The sequence below is a fragment of the Bradyrhizobium sp. USDA 4510 genome, from assembly GCF_054059095.1.
Window position 1 is genome coordinate 4,766,878 of the sequence record NZ_JBSSBT010000001.1, and the last position, 16,924, is coordinate 4,783,801.

Consider the following 16,924-nt stretch of genomic DNA (forward strand, 5'->3'; position numbering starts at 1 on the left):
GCTATTCCTCTTCCCCCGTCGACCGCAGCGAGATCGACTCCCACGCGGCGACCACGATCATGATCGCGGTGGTGACGATCGAGAGCACCAGCGGCGACATCTCGCGGGCGAAATAGGCCGTGATCGCCAGCGCGACGATGCCGACGCCGTGCGACAGCTGGAGGAAGTTGCGGATCACATATTTGAACAGGATGGTTCCGACCAGGAACAGCATGGGCCCGCCGACCGAGCTGACGATCGTGTTCAGATCGGAATGACCGGACGGGTGCTTCAGCACCAGTTCGTCGGCCACCGCGGTGAGGATGATGCCGCCGACGATCGGCATGTGCAGATAGGTATAGGCGATCCGCGCCACGCGCCCGGATTCCTCTGACTTGGAGATCATATCCGAGCCGGCTTCGGCGCCCTTGTGGAAATAGATCCACCACATCGCGATGCTGCCGACCAGCGCCGAGATGAACGCGGTGACATTCTCCGGCGTCCAGGTCAGCTCGGCAAAGGTCGCGCCATCGACCACGATGGCCTCGCCGAGCGCAATGATGATGAAGCCGGCGCAGCGCTCGGCCATGTGGCCGCCCTCGACCGACCACGCCTCGATCGAGGAAAAGCCGAGCCCAGGGGTCCAGAACCGCGCGGCCGGCGCGATATATTCGATGGTCAGCGCCGCAATCCAGAGCCACATCCGCGTCTCGTGCTCGGCGAATCCGCCGAGAATCCACAGCACGGCCGAGCAGGACAGCCAGGTCAGGATGCGGATGGCGTTGTGGCGCACCGCCGTCCGGCGCCGCGGCGTCGCCAGCAGCCAGAACGTGGTGCGGCCGACCTGCATTGCCGCATAGGTCCCGGCAAACCACAGCCCGCGGCCCTCGAAGGCGGTCGGTATGGAGGTCGACAGCAACAGCCCGCCCAGCATCAGCACGAACAGCAGCAGGCGGACCGGCGTCAGCTCGGGATTGAGCCAGTTGGTGACCCAGGTGGTGTAGACCCACACCCACCACACCGCGAGGAACAGCAGCGTGACCTGCACCGCCCCAAGCGGGGTGAAGTGGTGCAGCAGCGTATGCGACAGCTGCGTGACGGCGAAGACGAAGACGAGGTCGAAGAACAGCTCGGCATTGGTGACGCGGCTGTGCTGGTTCGGCACGATGACGCGAAACATCGCACCGCGTGGATTGTCCACCATGCTTGAGGCCCCCGCCCGCAGCTTTGCCGGGCCTAGCCTTCCGGCACGCCGGTCTGCAGGGCCAGCGCGTGCAGCACGCCGCCCATCTGGCCCTTCAGCGACTGGTAGACGATCTGGTGCTGCTGGACGCGGGACTTGCCGCGGAAGGACTCGGAAATAACAGTGGCGGCGTAGTGGTCGCCGTCGCCGGCCAGATCGCGGATCGTCACCTCGGCATCGGGAATCGCTGCCTTGATCATCGATTCGATATCACGGGCGTCCATCGGCATCCCAGTCCATCTCCGTCAGGTCGTTCGAATCAGGGCCAGATCGGCCAGATAAACCTAAGGATAAAACCTAGCCCTTGGGGTCTTCTAGGTCATCCCGGGCACACTATATTCCCATTCCCAGCGATTTAAACCTGCATCAATCGGTCACAAGCCATCACACCGAAATGACCAGAAGAGGCGCAGAATCATGAAGCTCCCCGGCCCCGATCATCCCATTACGATCACGCCCAACGCCAAGCGCGTCCGCGTCATCGCGGACGGCGTCGTGATCGCCGAGACTACCCATGCGCTGACCTTGAAGGAAGCGAGCTATCCGGCCGTGCAATACGTCCCCCGGCAGGACGCCAACATGGAGCTGTTGACCCGCACCGAGCGGACCACGCATTGCCCGTACAAGGGGGACGCGACCTACTTCAGCATCAAGGCCAACGGCAAGACGCTGGACAACGCGATCTGGACCTATGAGGAGCCCTTCCCGGCGATGACCGAGATCGCCGGCCACCTCGCCTTCTATCCGGACAAGGTGAAGATCGAGGAAGTCGCCTAGGGTCGCCTGCCGCAAGCGACGGGCCTCGCCCGGCCTTTGGTCGCGCGCTGACTCAGCCTGCAAAACGGCAATGCCCGGGCGAGGCCCGGGCATGACGTCGGGAGCGCTTGGCCCCGATCCCAGCTATACCCTGAATATCGTGAGCCCGAGGATCAGGAGCACCAGGAAGATCACGACGAACACATAGAACAGAAAGCGCGCGATGTCGGCGGAGGCGGCGGAAATGCCGGTGAAGCCAAGCAAACCCGCGATGATCGATACGACAAGGAAGATCAGCGCCCATTTCAGAATTGTCATTACCCGCTCCTCATAACCGCGCGTGTCCGCCAGGTCGAACGAGAACGCCCGCACCCGACCGCAGTTCCAAAGACGAAACGGCTTCGCCGAGATGACCGACCTCGATACTCCCCCGTCCAGCCGATTGGGCCTTGCTGAATCAGGTTCCCGACTGCAACATCAGGATGCAGACCCGGCTGGTGGCACCATGAAATCGATTGCTCACGCGGCTCCGGCCGTCGACATCCAGGCAGCACCGAAGCTCCACAAGCGCAATGTCGCGCTGGACCGCGCGCGCACCTTCCTGACCTTGGTCGTGCTGCTGCACCACGCGGTGATCCCCTACACCTATTTCGGGCACACCGACCCGACATCGTGGATCGGCTTCGACTGCGTGGTGCTCGCCACCGACAGCTTCTTCATGGCGATGTTCTTTTTCCTGTCGGGGCTGTTCGTCTGGCCGGGGCTCGGCAACAAGCCATGGCTGATCTTCCTGCGCGACCGGCTGCTGCGGCTCGGCCTGCCGTTCGTGATCTGCGCTGTCACGGTCATTCCGATCGCCTATTACGCGATCGCGCTGCGCGCGACGCCGGGGCTGAGCTTCTCCGAATTCTGGTGGAAAACCATGACGGTCGGGCCGTGGCCAAGCGGACCGATCTGGTTCGTCTACGTCCTGATGGCTTTCGACCTCACGGCGAGCCTGCTGTACCGGGTGTCGCCGCGTCTGCTCGATCCGATCAACCGCCTATCGATCAAGGGATTTCAACGTCCCTCGAAGTTCTGGCTGTTCCTCGTCATCGTCAGTGTCGCCGCCTACCTGCCGATGCTGGTCCATTACGGCCAGAACTACTGGTTCGAGTTCGGACCGTTTTCGGTGCAGGCGAGTCGGGTGCTGCTGTACGCGTCCTATTTCTTCATCGGAGCGGGAATCGGGGCGGCGAACCTCGAGGGTGGCGTGCTCAGCGCGCACGGACGGCTGACCGAGCGCCGCTGGTTCTGGACCGGCATCACGCTGATCCCCTACTGTTTGATGTGGGTGATGATCTACATCAAGCGCATGATCATCGGTAACCCCGATCCGCTGCCGGGCTGGTATCTCGGGATCTACGGTACCTTCTATGTGCTGTTCAGCGCCTCGATCCTGTTCGCGATCCTGGCCTACTTCCTGCAATCGAAATCGTCGGGCCCGACGCTGCTCGACCGGATGCAGGGCGACGCCTACGGAATGTTCCTGGTGCACTATCCGATCGTGCTGTGGCTGCAATACTGGCTGTTTGATATGGATCTGCCGGCCTTCGCCAAGGCCGCGATCGCGTTCTTCGCCACTGTGGCGCTGAGCTGGGCGGTCACGGCCGTGTTGCGCAAGATTCCCGGCTCGAGATACGTGCTTTAGTTCGATGAACCCGTAGGATGGGTAGAGCGCAGCGAAACCCATCACTTTCGTGCCGTGCATCGAGATGGTGGGTTTCGCTGCGCTCTACCCACCCTACGCCTACGCAGCGATCTCGCCCCTCGCCGCCACGCTTTCCAGCCGCGGGGCGGCCGCCGCGCGATGATCGCGGGCGATCAGGATGTAGAAGGTCGGCAGCACGAACAGCGTGAACAGCGTGCCGATCAGCATGCCCATCACCACGACGATGCCGATCGCGAAGCGGCTCGCCGCGCCGGCGCCGTCGGCATAGAGCAGCGGGGCGAGGCCCGCAACCATCGCGGCTGTCGTCATCAGCACCGGCCGCATCCGCACCGCGGCCGCCTTCTGGATCGCGGCGACCCGGTCGAGCCCTTCATGGTGCTGGATCTCGTTGGCAAAGCTCACCATCAGGATGCCGTGCTTGGAGATCAGCCCGATCAGGGTGACGAGGCCGATCTGGGTATAGATGTTCAGCGTGGTGAAGCCGAAATACAGCGGCAGCAGCGCACCGCAGACCGCGAGCGGCACCGTGACCATGATCACCAGCGGATCGCGAAAACTCTCGAACTGCGCCGCCAGCACCAGGAAGATCACGATCAGCGCCATGCCGAAGGTCACGATCAGGCGGTTGCCCTCCTGGACATATTGCCGGCTGTCCGACAGCCAGTCGACGGTCATCCCCGGCGACAGTTTCTGCCCCTGCATGAACGACACCGCCTGCCCCATGGTGACGCCGGGCTTCAGCACTGCCGAGATCGTCGCCGCGTTCATCTGATTGAACTGCGGCAGCCGGTTCGGCTCCGGCTTGACGTTGACCTTGATCACCGTCGACAGCGGAAACATCTGCCCCGAGCTCGAACGGACGTTGAAGTTTCCGAGCCCTTCCGGCGTGACCCGGTCGGCCTGGCGCACCTGCGGGATCACCTCGTAGGAGCGTTCAAAGAAATTGAAGCGGTTGACATAATTCTCGCCGACCAGCACCGCGAGCGTGTCGGCGATGGTCTGCATGCTGACGCCGGCCTCGGCCGCCTTGGCGTGATCGATGGTGATCCGCGCGGTCGGGCTGTCGAAGGCAAGATCGCTGTCGACGAAGGCGAACAGCCCGCTCTTCCATGCGGCCCCCTTCAGCGTCTCGACCTCCTGATAGATGGTGGCGAAATCGCCGGCCGAGCGCACCACCATCTGAAACGGCAGGCCGCCGGTCGCCGCCGGCAGCGCCGCCGGCTGGAACGGCGTCACGCTGGCGCCGAGCACGCCGTAGGACATGCCGTAGAGCTGGTTCTGGATGTCGTTGGCCGAGCGCTTGCGCTTGTCCCAATCGGTCAGGGTGATGCCGCCGAAGGCATGGTTCTGCCCGTCGGTACCGTTGATGAACCAGCTCGCATGGTATTCGGGAAACGAGCGAAACAGCTGCTCGATCTGGTCGGAGGAGCGCGTGGTGTAATCGACGCTGGCATATTGCGGCGCGCGGAGCACGGTGAACACATAGCCCTGGTCCTCGGAGGGCGCGAGCTCGCGCTGGCTGCCGAGGAACAGCACCACGATCGCCGCCAGCACGCCGAATGCCACCAGCAGCACCGCTGCGCGCATCTTGAGCGTCGCGGCCAGCAGCCGGCCGTAGCCACGCGACAGCCTTGAGAACTGATGCTCGACGAAACGGGCAAATCGGCCGTGCGAGTTGGCTTCGCCGAGCAGCTGCGCGCTCATCATCGGCGACAAGGTCAGGGCGATGACGCCCGAGACCACCACCGAGCCCGCCAGTGTGAAGGCGAATTCGCGGAACAGGCTGCCGGTCAGGCCGCCCATCAGGCCGATCGGCGCATAGACCGCGGCGAGCGTGATCGTCATCGCGATCACGGGACCGATGATCTCGCGCGCGCCAATCAAGGCGGCGTCGCTGGGGCTCCGCCCTTCCTCGATGTGACGATGGATGTTTTCCACCACCACGATGGCGTCGTCGACCACGAGCCCGATCGCCAGCACCATCGCGAGCAGGGTCAGCAGATTGATCGAAAAGCCGAGCGCCAGCATCATCGCGGCGGTGCCGACCAGCGACAGCGGCACGGTGACCACAGGGATCAGCACCGAACGGAACGAGCCCAGGAACAGCAGGATCACCACCACCACGATCGCGATCGCCTCGGCCAGCGAATGCTGCACCTCCGATATCGAGGCCTTGACGAAGTGCACGATGTTGAAGACGTCGGCGACCTTCAAGCCGGGCGGCGCCACGCGGTTGAGGTCCTCGATCACCTTGGCGGTGGCGGCGACAATCTCCAGTGGGTTGCCGTCGGGGGTCGGCTGCACCGCGATGTAGACGGTGGGCCTGCCGCTGTCGCGTGCGTTGGAATCGTAGTTCTCGCCGCCGATCTCGAGGGTGGCGACGTCGCCGAGCCGCACCAGGCCGCCGCCGCCGGCGCCGGTCTTGATCACCATCTTGCGGAAATCGTCGAGATTGCGCAGATCGGTCGCCGCGGAGATGTTGGTGACGGTCATCTCGCCGCGCAGCCGCCCCGGCGCCGCCTGCACGTTGTTGGACCGCAGCGCGGCGGAGATATCGGCCGCGGTCAGCCCGCGTGCCGCGAGCTTGAACGGATCGATCCACACCCGCATCGCCAGCGACGATCCGCCCGAGGTGTCGGCCGACGCCACGCCGGGCACCGAGGTGAGCAGCGGCTGCGCCACGCGGGTCGCGAAGTCGGTGATCTGCGCCGGCGTCAGCGTGTCGCTGGTGAAGGCGATGTACTGCACCGCCGAGGCGCCGTCGGTGATCTTGGTGATGACAGGGTCGAACACGCCGGTCGGCATCCGGTACTTGACCTGCTGCACCTTGGCGAGCACCTCGGTCATGGCGCGGTCGGCATTGGCGTTGAGCACCAGCTTGGCCTTGATCTGGCTGAGGCCAAGCGTCGAGTTCGAGGTCATGTACTCGATGCCGTTGGCGGTCGCGATCGACTGCGCGATGACGGACGTGACGAAGCCCTGCATCACGTCCTGGGTCGCACCGGGGAACGAGACGTCGACCTGGATCGTCGCGCTCTCCATGTTGGGATATTGCCGCACCGGCAGCGAGACCATCGCTGCGGTGCCGATCAACAGGATCAGCAGGCTGACGACCGTCGCCAGAATCGGCCGGCGGATGAAGATGTCGGTGAAATGCATGATGCTTGCCTTTGGTCGCCTACCGCTCGCGGGTCAGCGCCCCTTCTCCGGCGTCTCCGCCATGGTCGTCTGGACGGCCGCGCCGGGCATGACGCGGAGCTGGCCCGCGGTGACGATGTGATCGCCGGGCGCAAGCCCCAGCTCCACCACGACACGCTCGCCGATCCGTTGCCCGGTCTTGACAGCGACGCCGACCGCCTTGTTGTCGCGCACGACCAGCACGCTCTCGCCGGATGCGCTGGTCTGGATCGCGGTCACCGGCACCACGATGGCGTCCGCCTGCGGCGGCAGCACCACGCTTACCATCACGAAGAGGCCCGGCCGCAGCAGCCGGTCGGGATTAGGAAACAGGGCTTGCACGAGGACATTGCGGGTGTCCTCGGCGACCTGCGGCTCGATGGCGTTGATCTTGGCCTCGAACACCCGATCGGGGAAAGCATCGGTACGGATCGTCACCGCGCCTCCCACCTTCAGATTTGACAGGCGCTGCTGCGGAACGGTGAAATTGGCATAGAGTTGGTCGAGCGCGGTCAGCGTCGCGAGCGCATCGCCGGCATTGACGTATTGGCCGAGATTGACCTTGCGCAGACCGATCTGGCCCGCGAACGGCGCGCGGATCGTCATCTGCGCGATCTGGGCATCGAGCTGGTCGAGCGAGGCGTCGGCCTGCTTCAGATCTTCCTGCCGCTGCTGCAGCGTCTCCTGGGTCACGAAGCCGGACGGCGCGAGGCCCTGCGAGCGCTTCTCCTGCAATTGCGCGAAGCGTCCCTTGGAGACCGCAACCGCACGCGCGGCGCGCAGCGGCGCGTCATAGAGCTGCACCAGCGGCGCGCCCTCGGCGACATCGATGCCGGCATCGAAATTGATCGCGGTGACGCGGCCGGCAACCTCCGGCGCCAGAATCACCTGACGCACCGCCTGCAGCGAGCCGATCGCCTCGATCGACCGCGGCAGGGTTTCGGTCCGCACCACCATCGCCGCGACCGGCGTCGGCGGGGCTTCGGCGGTGGACTTGGCCGAGGCGCTGGATCCGCCTGCGCGCCAGGCAAACAAGCCGGCCGCGGCACAGGCGAGCAACAGAACGGTGATGCCGAACGGCCTGGCACGAAGCCCGAGCCAGCGGCGCGACGAAAATGATGCGGACGGCATATTGCTTCCAAGAACGAACCCCGGCGTGTCGGCCGGAAGCTTGCCCCTGCAAGCCCGCAACTGATATAGAACCTCAAGTATGGTTGAGGTCAAGGCTGGCAGCTTGCAGGACTTCTAATCCAGGATTTGCAATGACGCTTGCGCAGGAGCTTTCAGTCGGCGAAGTGGCGCGGCGCAGCGGACTTGCCGTCTCCACCCTTCACTTCTACGAGAGCAAGGGACTGATCGCGAGCCGGCGCACCGGCGGCAACCAGCGGCGCTACATGCGCGGGGTGCTGCGGCGAATCGCGGTGATCAGGATCGCGCAGCGCGCCGGGATCCCGCTGGAGGAGATCAGGCAGACCTTCGCCGCGATACCGCTCGATCGCGCGCCGACCGTGCGCGAATGGGAGCGCGCGATGCGGGCCTGGACCGAGACGCTGGAGCAGCGCATCAACGATCTCACCGACCTCCGCGACAAGCTGTTCAACTGCATCGGTTGCGGCTGCCTGTCGGTGACCGATTGCCCGCTGCGCAACTGCGACGACAAGCTCGGCGCCCAAGGGCCGGGCCCGCGCATCCTGATCACCGCGGCCGAACGCCGGGCGCGGCGCAAGCGGCGGGGCTAACGGCATTTTCGCGGCCGACAAGTTGCGCACAACCTGCCTTTGGTCACATCCCGCCAGGTGATTCTCAGGTATGCTGGCCGGACTGCTTGACCCTAGGGAGTCCTGAGATGAACGACCCTCAAGTTGGATGGATCGCCGCCATCATCGTCGGCGGACTGGCGGGCTGGCTCGCCGAGATGTTCATGAAATCCGGAACCGGCATCTTCATGAATATCATCCTCGGCATTGTCGGCGCCGCGCTGGCGAACTGGCTGTTGGGTCTGCTCGGCGTATCGCTCGGCGGAGGCTGGCTCAGCTATCTCGTCGCCGGCTTCATCGGCGCCTGCATCATCATCTTTGCCTGGCGCGCGGTCCGCGGCGCGACATAAGGCATGATCCGAAGGGATCACGTTCGGAATAGAAATGGCGCGATGAAGGGTTCATCGCGCCATTGAGATCTTTGCTATGCGCCGCAGCGCCCGATTCGCTCGAATCAGGCGGCAGCGCCGTGCATGTAGTTCGGCAGCCAGTGCTCGAAGGCGCGCGACAGGCTTTCGACCGCAACCGGCGACTCCCCGGCCACCGCAATCGCGTCGCCGCCGGTGGTGCCGATGCGCGCGCAGGGCACGCCGGCGCCCTTCATCTTGGCCAGCACGAGGCCTGCGTCGGCGGCCGGCACGGTGACGATGTAGCGGGCCTGATCCTCGCCGTACCAATAGGCGTGCGGCACGATCGAGGACGGCGCGGCCAGGAGTTGCGCGCCGATGCCGCTTGCGATCGCCATTTCGGCGAGCGCGATCAAAAGACCGCCGTCGGAGACGTCGTGCACCGCGGTCGCGGTGCCGGCGTGGATCATGCCGCGCACCACGTCGCCATTGCGCTTCTCGGCAGCGAGATCGACCGGCGGCGGAGCGCCCTCCTCGCGGCCGCAGACGTCGCGCAGATAGACCGACTGGCCGAGCCAGCCCTGCGTGTCGCCAACCAGGAGGATCGCCTCGCCGGCCGCCTTGAACGCCAGGGTCGCGGACTTCGTGAAATCGTCGAGCAGGCCGACGCCGCCGATCGAGGGCGTCGGCAGGATGCCGCGACCGTTGGTCTCGTTGTAGAGCGAGACGTTGCCGGACACGACCGGGAAATCCAGCGTGCGGCAGGCCTCCGAAATGCCCTTCAGGCAGCCGACGAACTGGCCCATGATCTCGGGGCGCTCGGGATTGCCGAAGTTGAGATTGTCGGTGATCGCGAGCGGCCGGCCGCCGACCGCGGTGATGTTGCGCCAGGCTTCCGCGACCGCCTGCTTGCCGCCCTCGAACGGATCGGCCTCGCAATAGCGCGGCGTGACGTCGACGGTGAGCGCAAGGCCCTTCGGTCCGTCCTCGACGCGAACCACCGCGGCATCGCCGCCGGGGCGCTGCATCGTATTGCCGAGGATGACGTGGTCGTACTGCTCCCACACCCAGCGCTTCGAGCACAATTCGGGCGTGCCGATCAGCTTTTCCAGCGCATCCGCGATGCCGAGCGGCGGCTTGACGTCCTGCCCGCGGATCACCGGCAGCGCATTCGAGGCGACGTGCGGACGGTCGTAGACCGGCGCCTCGTCACCGAGCTCCTTGATCGGCAGATCGGCCATCACGTCGCCAGCATGCTTAACGACGAAGCGCTTGGTCGGCGTGGTGTAGCCGACGATTGCGAAATCGAGCCCCCATTTGCGGAAGATCGCCTCGGCCTCTTTCTCCTTCTCGGGCTTGAGCACCATGAGCATGCGCTCCTGGCTCTCCGAGAGCATCATCTCGTAGGCGCTCATGCCGGTCTCGCGGGTCGGCACCGCGCTGAGGTCGAGCTCGACGCCGAGATCGCCCTTGGCGCCCATCTCGACCGCCGAGCAGGTCAGGCCCGCCGCGCCCATGTCCTGGATCGCGATCACGCAACCCTTTTCCATGATCTCGAGGCAGGCTTCCAGCAAGAGCTTCTCGGCGAAGGGATCGCCGACCTGCACGGTCGGGCGCTTCTCCTCGGAGGCGTCGTCGAATTCGGCCGAGGCCATCGAGGCGCCGTGGATGCCGTCGCGGCCGGTCTTGGAGCCGAGATAGACGATCGGCATGTTCACGCCGGAGGCCGCCGCGTAGAAGATCTTGTCGGCGTCGGCGAGGCCGACCGCCATGGCGTTGACCAGGATGTTGCCGTCATAGCGGGTGTGGAAACGCACCTGGCCGCCGACCGTCGGCACGCCGAAGGAATTGCCGTAGCCGCCGACGCCCGCGACCACGCCGGACACCAGATGCCGGGTCTTAGGGTGCTCGGGCGCACCGAAGCTCAGCGCGTTCAGGCAGGCGATCGGGCGCGCGCCCATGGTGAAGACGTCGCGCAGGATGCCGCCGACGCCGGTGGTCGCGCCCTGGTAGGGCTCGATGTAGCTCGGGTGGTTGTGGCTCTCCATCTTGAAGACCACGGCCTGCCCGTCCCCGATGTCGATCACGCCGGCATTCTCGCCGGGGCCTTGGATCACCCAGGGGGCCTTGGTCGGCAGCCCGCGCAGATGGATGCGCGACGACTTGTACGAGCAGTGCTCGTTCCACATCGCCGAGAAGATGCCGAGCTCGGTGAAGGTCGGAACCCGCCCGATCAGCTTCAGGATCCGCTCGTACTCGTCTGGCTTCAGCCCGTGGGCGGCGACGAGTTCGGGGGTGATTTGGGGCTCGTTCTTGGCGTCGTTCTTGGGCGCGTTCATGGGACCCTTAATAGGTAGATAGAACGGGGGCGAAAAGGCCTTTTAGGGCCCATTTCCGGCCTGTCCAGAGCTTTGCGGCAGCTGGCCGCGGCCCGGGATTTGGTCCCGGGATTTGCACAATGGGGATGGATCGGATTTAAGGACCCGAACCCGATAATTGAAGGCCATATTTCGTGAACGAGCTCGCCAAAACCGCATTCAACCGCCGCCCCGACCTGCACGTCGAAACCGAGGGCGAATTCGCCGGCTGGCGAACCTGGACCCGGGACAATTTCGAGACCCATACCGGCCCGTTCTACCACCGCATGGACGAGAACGGCCGCATCACCTGCGCGTTCCGGGTCGGCAAGAAGCACCTCAACGGCTCCGGCAACGTCCACGGCGGCTGCTTCATGACCTTCGCGGATTACTGCCTGTTCGCGCTCGCCGGCTCGGTGCTGCAGGGCCCCGGCGTCACGGTGTCGTTCGCGTCGGAATTCCTCGACGCCGCCCGCGAGGGCGACCTGATCGAGTGCACCGGCGAGGTCACCCGCGCCGGCATGTCGCTGATCTTCGTGCGGGGCATGCTGACATCGGCGGAGCGGCCGCTGTTCACCTTCTCCGGCACCATCAAGCGGGTGAAGCGCAGGGCGCCGGCGCAGGCAACGGCGTAAAGCGTGTGACGTCTGTGGACGCTCGCCGTCATCCAGCCGTTACATCGGCACGGATTGAATCGACAGCACAGCTCTAGCGCGTTGTGTTCACGCGCGTTCTTCGCGTGAGGCAATACGAACTGCAGTTGTGACGCATCGACGCACTGTCGTTGCGTCGTCGCGCGCGCGTCACATGCGCGTCAGGCAAGCCCCCGAAGATTGCTGAACGGTTTCCGTTTGTGCGTTCGCGCAGCGAAATTGGGGCATTCTCATGAAATTGAAGACGTTCGTTTCCGTTACGACGGCGATGTCGCTTGTCGCATCGCTGGTGTGGACTGCAACTCCGGCGCGCGCCAGTCAAGACGGCGATAATGGTGATCGCGGCGTTGGCGATGCTCGCGGTCACGATCAGGATCAAGACCAGGATCATGACGGCGGTCATCACGGCCGCAAGCCGCGCGTGGTGATGATCTCGCTTGACGGTGCCAAGCCCGATTTCATCCAGAAATTCATCGAGGAAGGCGTACTGCCGCGCGACGGCGGCCTCGCCCGGCTCAGCCGACGCGGCGCGGTGGCGTTGCAGAACGTGACGGCGTCACCGTCGCTCACCGCGGTGTCTCATATTGCCATCGCGACCGGTTCGACGGCGGTCCACAACGACATCCCCTCGAACACGTTCGAGCCGATCGTCGGGCCGATCTCCGGCAGCATCAGCGGCTTTGCGGCGCCGATCGGCGGCTACAGCGAGAATCCGCTCGGGCCGTCGCCGCACCCGACCGCGGTGCCGTTGTGGGTGCAGCTGCGCCAGCAGGGCAAGAAGGTTGTCACGGCGACCTGGCCCGGCGGCGACGGCGCCGACATCTCCATCAACAAGACCGTGGTGCAGCCGGCCCAGCCGACCCGCATCACCGACTTCACGGTCCCGTTCGGCGCGTTCGGCGGCATCGGGGCCCAGGGTTTCTCGCTGTCGCGAGGCGACTTCACCGCCGACCCGAGCATCGTGACGGCGCTGCAGGCTGCCGGCCATTTCTCGTTCAGCCCGGTGCTGGTGACCTCGGCACCGATCGAGACGTTCTCCTACTCGGCCGCGGCAACCGCGACCTGCACCAATGCCTCGACGCTCGACGTCAAATATTCGATCCGCGTCGCCGCAATCCACACCACCAACGATCGGAAGGTGAACTACGACACGCTGGTGTTCTTCGATGCCAACCGCGGCATCACCGCAGGACCGTTCCACGCGCCGTCGACCGGACCGGCCTATGTCAAGTTCGGCGGCGAGAACGCACCGTTCTTCTTTGAAGGCAGCGGGGCGAAGGTTGGTGCCGCGTACTTCGTCTCTGCGCTGTCTCCCGATCTCGCGGTGGTGCGCTTCGCCCGCTACGGCGCCAATTACATCCCGCGCAATACGCCTGTGCTCGCCGACGTCGACGACATCAACAACAACATCGGGTTCTGGCGTCCGCAGGCCGACTTCCGCATTCCGGAGCGCCTGAGCCCCGGCTTCACCAGCTTCTCCGACGTCGAGATCGAGACGATGTTCGAGGACATGGTGAAGACCTTCGTGCGCTACCAGGCCAATATCGGCGAGCGCGCGATCAAGACCCATCCGGACGCCGACCTCGTCATGGTCTATATCGAGCAGCCCGACGGCTCCGAGCACCAGTTCCTGCTGACCGATCCCCGCCAGGGCACCAACCCGACCGATCCGAATTCGATCGGCGCCAACCAGGATGCTGCCAAGGTCAAGCGCTACGCGTCCTACATCCGTTTCGCCTACCAGACGGCCGACAAGGCGGTGAAGCAGATCGCCGATGCGGCGGGCCGCGACAGCAACGTGATCGTGGTGTCGGACCACGGCTTCGCGCCGTTCCACACCTCGGTCAATCTCACCAACATCCTGCGCAACGCCGGGATCGACACCAGCAAGGTCGGGATCCGCACCTCCGGCCCCGCCGCCGACATCTACATCAACCTGCAGAACCGCGAGCTCGGCGGCACCGTTGATCTGGCGACCTACCGCACCCTGGTGGCGCAGATCACTGACGCGGTGAAGAACGCGGTCGACCCCAATGCCCGCTTCAACTACTCACTCAAGGACCAACGCATCTTCACCGTCGTCGAGACCCGGCCGCTGCAATGCGACGCCGGAACCGGACAATGCATCAGCAAGACCATCGGCCAGGACTATGGCGACGTGTTCGCGCTGATGGCGCCCGGCTACAATTTCGACGGCATCCAGAACCCCGGCGTCGCGCGCCAGGGCGACGCGCCGTTCAACGCGGCAACCACCATGCTGTCGATGCCGAACTTCTATGGCGCCCACGGTCACGACCCCGAGCTTCCGGTGATGAGCGCGACGTTCATCGCCGCCGGGCCGCAGATCCGCAAGGACACCGTGGTGCGGCACATGCGCAATATCGACGTGGCGCCGACCATCATGCGAATCCTCGGCTCGGCACCGCAGCAGGTCGACGGCGAGGTGCTGGGCCAGGTCCTGCGCTAGAGCACGGTCCGGCATTTCAGGCAAAGCTCACGCGATGGACGCCGGAGCGGCGTCCATCGCTGATTCGTTCTCGCCAATCCTGCGCCACTGGCGTTCACCGAGCCGAAGTGTCAAACTCAAATTTATTCGCCGTTATTTGAAATGACGCCGTGGTGAACCCCTGCCACCCTCCCGGCGCACCAGGCCCGAACCAGGGGCGACATGTTCACCCGGCTGCACCAGCAGTGACAACCAATTGGGATCAAGTCATGAGCGCCGCAACACCGGAACATATTATGCAGATTGGTCTGGGCTTTTGGGCGTCCAAAACGCTCTTGAGCGCCGTCGAACTGGGCGTGTTCAGTACGTTGGCCGATGGCCCCGCCGACCTGCCGACGCTGCAAAGGACGCTTGCGTTGCATCAGCGATCGGCCCGCGACTTCCTCGATTCGCTGGTGGCGCTCAGATTGCTTGAGCGCGAGAACGGCATCTACAGCAACACCCCGGACACGGACCTGTATCTCGATCGCGCCAAGCCATCCTACATCGGAGGCATTCTGGAGATGGCGAATGCCCGGCTCTATGGCTTTTGGGGATCGCTCACGGAGGCCCTGCGCAGCGGCGAATTGCAGAACGAGGGCAAGGGCGGAGGAGAAGACTTATTTGCGGCATTGTATGCCGATCCGGATCGGTTGCGGGGATTTCTGACCGCGATGAGCGCAATAAGCGCGGGTGCGGCGCATGCTATTGCCGGCAAGTTCCCTTGGAGCGAGTACAAGACTTTCATGGATCTCGGTTCGGCTCAGGGCATGGTGCCTGCCACGCTCGCACACGACCATCCGCACCTCACCGGCATCGGCTTCGACCTTCCCGCGGTCAAGCCGGTGTTCGAGGAATTTATCGCTCAGCGCGGGCTGAAGGATCGGGTGCGGTTTCGGGGAGGAAACTTCTTCGAGGACCCGCTGCCGGAGGTTGACGTCATCATCATGGGTCACATCCTTCATGATTGGGACCTTGCCAAGAAACGGGCGCTTCTCGGCAAGGCATTCGATGCGCTTCCGAAAGGTGGCGCAATCATTGTTTATGACGCCATCATCGATGACGATCGCCGCGAAAACGCTTTCGGGCTTCTGATGAGCTTGAATATGCTGATCGAAACCGCCGGTGGGTTTGACTACACAGGCGAAGACTGTCAGGCTTGGATGCGCGACGTCGGATTTTCCCGAACGCGGGTCGAACCGCTCGTTGGCCCGGATTCGATGGTGATCGGATTTAAGTAGCGTATCCGCGTGGTCTACCGATCAGTCCGCTTTCCGCCGCTGCCGACGCCGTAAGCGCCTCGAAATTGTGTTGCCAATACTGCTCGATCTGTTCGACCAGCGTGGCCGGCAGAGGAACGTAGTTGAGCAATTGAGCCTGCGGCTTGCCGCTATGCAACGACCAGCGCAGGAAGTTGATCGCGGTTGCCGACCCGTCGGGTGATTTCGGCTGCTTGTGCATCAGGACGAAGGTCGTGGCCGTGATCGGGTATGCGTCCTCGCCGGGAGCGTTGGTGAGGACCTTGTAAAAATCCTGCGTCGTCGTCCAGTCCGCACTCGACGCCGCAGCCTGGAACGATGCGGCGTCGGGGGTGACGAAATTGCCGGCACTGTTCTGCACCAGACCGAAGGAAATCCGGTCAAGCCGTTGCAGCGCGTAGGCATATTCGAGATAGCCGATCGCCCCGGGAATCAAACTGACGAGCGAGGCGACGCCATCATTACCCTTGCCGCCGAGCCCTACCGGCCACTCGACCGACGAGCCCTCTCCGACGCTTGCCTTCCACTGCGCACTGACCTTCGCAAGATAGTTCGACCAATTGAACGTCGTCCCCGACCCATCGAGGCGATGCACGACGGTGATCGCCGTGCGCGGCAGCTTCAGATCGGGATTGACCGCCTGGATGGCCGGATCGTTCCACGATTTGACCTTGCCGAGATAGATGTCGGCGAGCAGCTGTCCGGTGAACTGGATCTGGCCGGGCTTGACGCCCGCGATGTTGACCACCGGCACGACGCCTCCGATCACGATCGGGAATTGCACCATGCCGAGCCTGTCCAGCTCTTTCGGATCGAGCGGCATATCGCTCGTCCCGAAATCGACGGCGGCCTTCTTGATCAGGCCGACGCCGATGCTCGAGCCCACCGATTGATAGCTGACCGTGTTGCCGGTCTTGGCCTTGTAGGCATCGATCCATTTCGCCACCACAGGCGACACGAAGGTTGAGCCCGCGCCCTTGGTCTCCGCAGCGAAGCATTGCGTTGCGACGACGCGCAGTGAAAATGATCGGTAATCTGAAATGCTTCGTCATGGTGCTGAGGCTAGCAGGACGAGCCAGACGCCCGTGTGGGCCAAGTCACAAAACGGTAGTATACGCCGGAGGCGTCGGGACGCCTCCAGCCTCAGTCCCTCAGACGCGCCCGCACCAATTCCTCCAAGCGGGATATCGGCGTAAATTC

Annotated in this window: 14 protein-coding genes; 7 read left to right on the plus strand and 7 right to left on the minus strand. The window is 64.4% G+C overall.

Features of this window, described 5'->3' with window-relative positions:
• Nucleotide 1 precedes the first annotated feature (1 nt).
• Nucleotides 2-1,183: a low temperature requirement protein A gene (locus tag ACVMDN_RS22155; protein WP_076828463.1), complete on the minus strand. Its 1,182-nt coding sequence runs from the start codon at nt 1,181-1,183 to the stop codon at nt 2-4.
• A gap of 32 nt (nt 1,184-1,215) precedes the next feature.
• Complete coding sequence (locus ACVMDN_RS22160; RefSeq protein ID WP_016843470.1) at nt 1,216-1,452, minus strand: BolA family protein; 237 nt, start codon at nt 1,450-1,452, stop codon at nt 1,216-1,218.
• A 187-nt stretch (nt 1,453-1,639) separates the two neighbouring features.
• Between ACVMDN_RS22160 and ACVMDN_RS22165 the strand changes: the two genes are divergently transcribed.
• On the plus strand, nt 1,640-1,999 hold the full coding sequence (locus tag ACVMDN_RS22165; protein WP_456834983.1) for a DUF427 domain-containing protein: 360 nt from the start codon (nt 1,640-1,642) through the stop codon (nt 1,997-1,999).
• A 123-nt stretch (nt 2,000-2,122) separates the two neighbouring features.
• Here ACVMDN_RS22165 and ACVMDN_RS22170 read toward each other — a convergent pair whose 3' ends face one another.
• Nucleotides 2,123-2,296, minus strand: coding sequence for a DUF1328 domain-containing protein (locus ACVMDN_RS22170; protein WP_024582607.1), 174 nt, complete (start codon nt 2,294-2,296; stop codon nt 2,123-2,125).
• A 187-nt stretch (nt 2,297-2,483) separates the two neighbouring features.
• On the opposite strand from ACVMDN_RS22170, the gene ACVMDN_RS22175 reads away from it, so the two are divergent.
• Nucleotides 2,484-3,668, plus strand: coding sequence for an acyltransferase family protein (locus tag ACVMDN_RS22175; protein ID WP_057018399.1), 1,185 nt, complete (start codon nt 2,484-2,486; stop codon nt 3,666-3,668).
• 99 nt (nt 3,669-3,767) lie between these two features.
• Here ACVMDN_RS22175 and ACVMDN_RS22180 read toward each other — a convergent pair whose 3' ends face one another.
• Together ACVMDN_RS22180 and ACVMDN_RS22185 are read right to left on the minus strand one after the other, a co-directional pair.
• Nucleotides 3,768-6,848, minus strand: a complete 3,081-nt coding sequence (locus ACVMDN_RS22180) for an efflux RND transporter permease subunit (protein WP_456834982.1) — start codon at nt 6,846-6,848, stop codon at nt 3,768-3,770.
• A 33-nt stretch (nt 6,849-6,881) separates the two neighbouring features.
• A complete protein-coding gene (locus ACVMDN_RS22185; RefSeq protein ID WP_456834981.1) occupies nt 6,882-7,997 on the minus strand; it encodes an efflux RND transporter periplasmic adaptor subunit in 1,116 nt (371 codons plus the stop codon).
• 131 nt (nt 7,998-8,128) lie between these two features.
• On the opposite strand from ACVMDN_RS22185, the gene soxR reads away from it, so the two are divergent.
• Nucleotides 8,129-8,605: a redox-sensitive transcriptional activator SoxR gene (gene soxR / locus ACVMDN_RS22190; protein ID WP_057018397.1), complete on the plus strand. Its 477-nt coding sequence runs from the start codon at nt 8,129-8,131 to the stop codon at nt 8,603-8,605.
• A gap of 107 nt (nt 8,606-8,712) precedes the next feature.
• Nucleotides 8,713-8,973, plus strand: coding sequence for a GlsB/YeaQ/YmgE family stress response membrane protein (locus tag ACVMDN_RS22195; protein WP_016843463.1), 261 nt, complete (start codon nt 8,713-8,715; stop codon nt 8,971-8,973).
• A gap of 104 nt (nt 8,974-9,077) precedes the next feature.
• On the opposite strand, the gene purL is transcribed toward ACVMDN_RS22195, so the two are convergent.
• Nucleotides 9,078-11,309: a phosphoribosylformylglycinamidine synthase subunit PurL gene (gene purL / locus ACVMDN_RS22200; protein WP_456827733.1), complete on the minus strand. Its 2,232-nt coding sequence runs from the start codon at nt 11,307-11,309 to the stop codon at nt 9,078-9,080.
• A 173-nt stretch (nt 11,310-11,482) separates the two neighbouring features.
• On the opposite strand from purL, the gene ACVMDN_RS22205 reads away from it, so the two are divergent.
• The 3 genes from ACVMDN_RS22205 to ACVMDN_RS22215 all read left to right on the plus strand — a co-directional run bounded on the left by ACVMDN_RS22205 (nt 11,483) and on the right by ACVMDN_RS22215 (nt 15,706).
• The gene (locus tag ACVMDN_RS22205) at nt 11,483-11,962 is read left to right on the plus strand and encodes a PaaI family thioesterase (protein ID WP_057018395.1); all 480 of its coding nucleotides are present in this window, start codon (nt 11,483-11,485) and stop codon (nt 11,960-11,962) included.
• A gap of 250 nt (nt 11,963-12,212) precedes the next feature.
• Complete coding sequence (locus ACVMDN_RS22210; RefSeq protein ID WP_456834980.1) at nt 12,213-14,447, plus strand: alkaline phosphatase family protein; 2,235 nt, start codon at nt 12,213-12,215, stop codon at nt 14,445-14,447.
• Between the two features lie 248 nt (nt 14,448-14,695).
• On the plus strand, nt 14,696-15,706 hold the full coding sequence (locus ACVMDN_RS22215) for a methyltransferase (protein ID WP_456834979.1): 1,011 nt from the start codon (nt 14,696-14,698) through the stop codon (nt 15,704-15,706).
• Here ACVMDN_RS22215 and pstS read toward each other — a convergent pair.
• On the minus strand, nt 15,699-16,682 hold the full coding sequence (gene pstS / locus ACVMDN_RS22220) for a phosphate ABC transporter substrate-binding protein PstS (RefSeq protein WP_456834978.1): 984 nt from the start codon (nt 16,680-16,682) through the stop codon (nt 15,699-15,701). The two genes, ACVMDN_RS22215 and pstS, sit on opposite strands and share 8 nt — an antisense overlap.
• Nucleotides 16,683-16,924 lie beyond the last annotated feature (242 nt).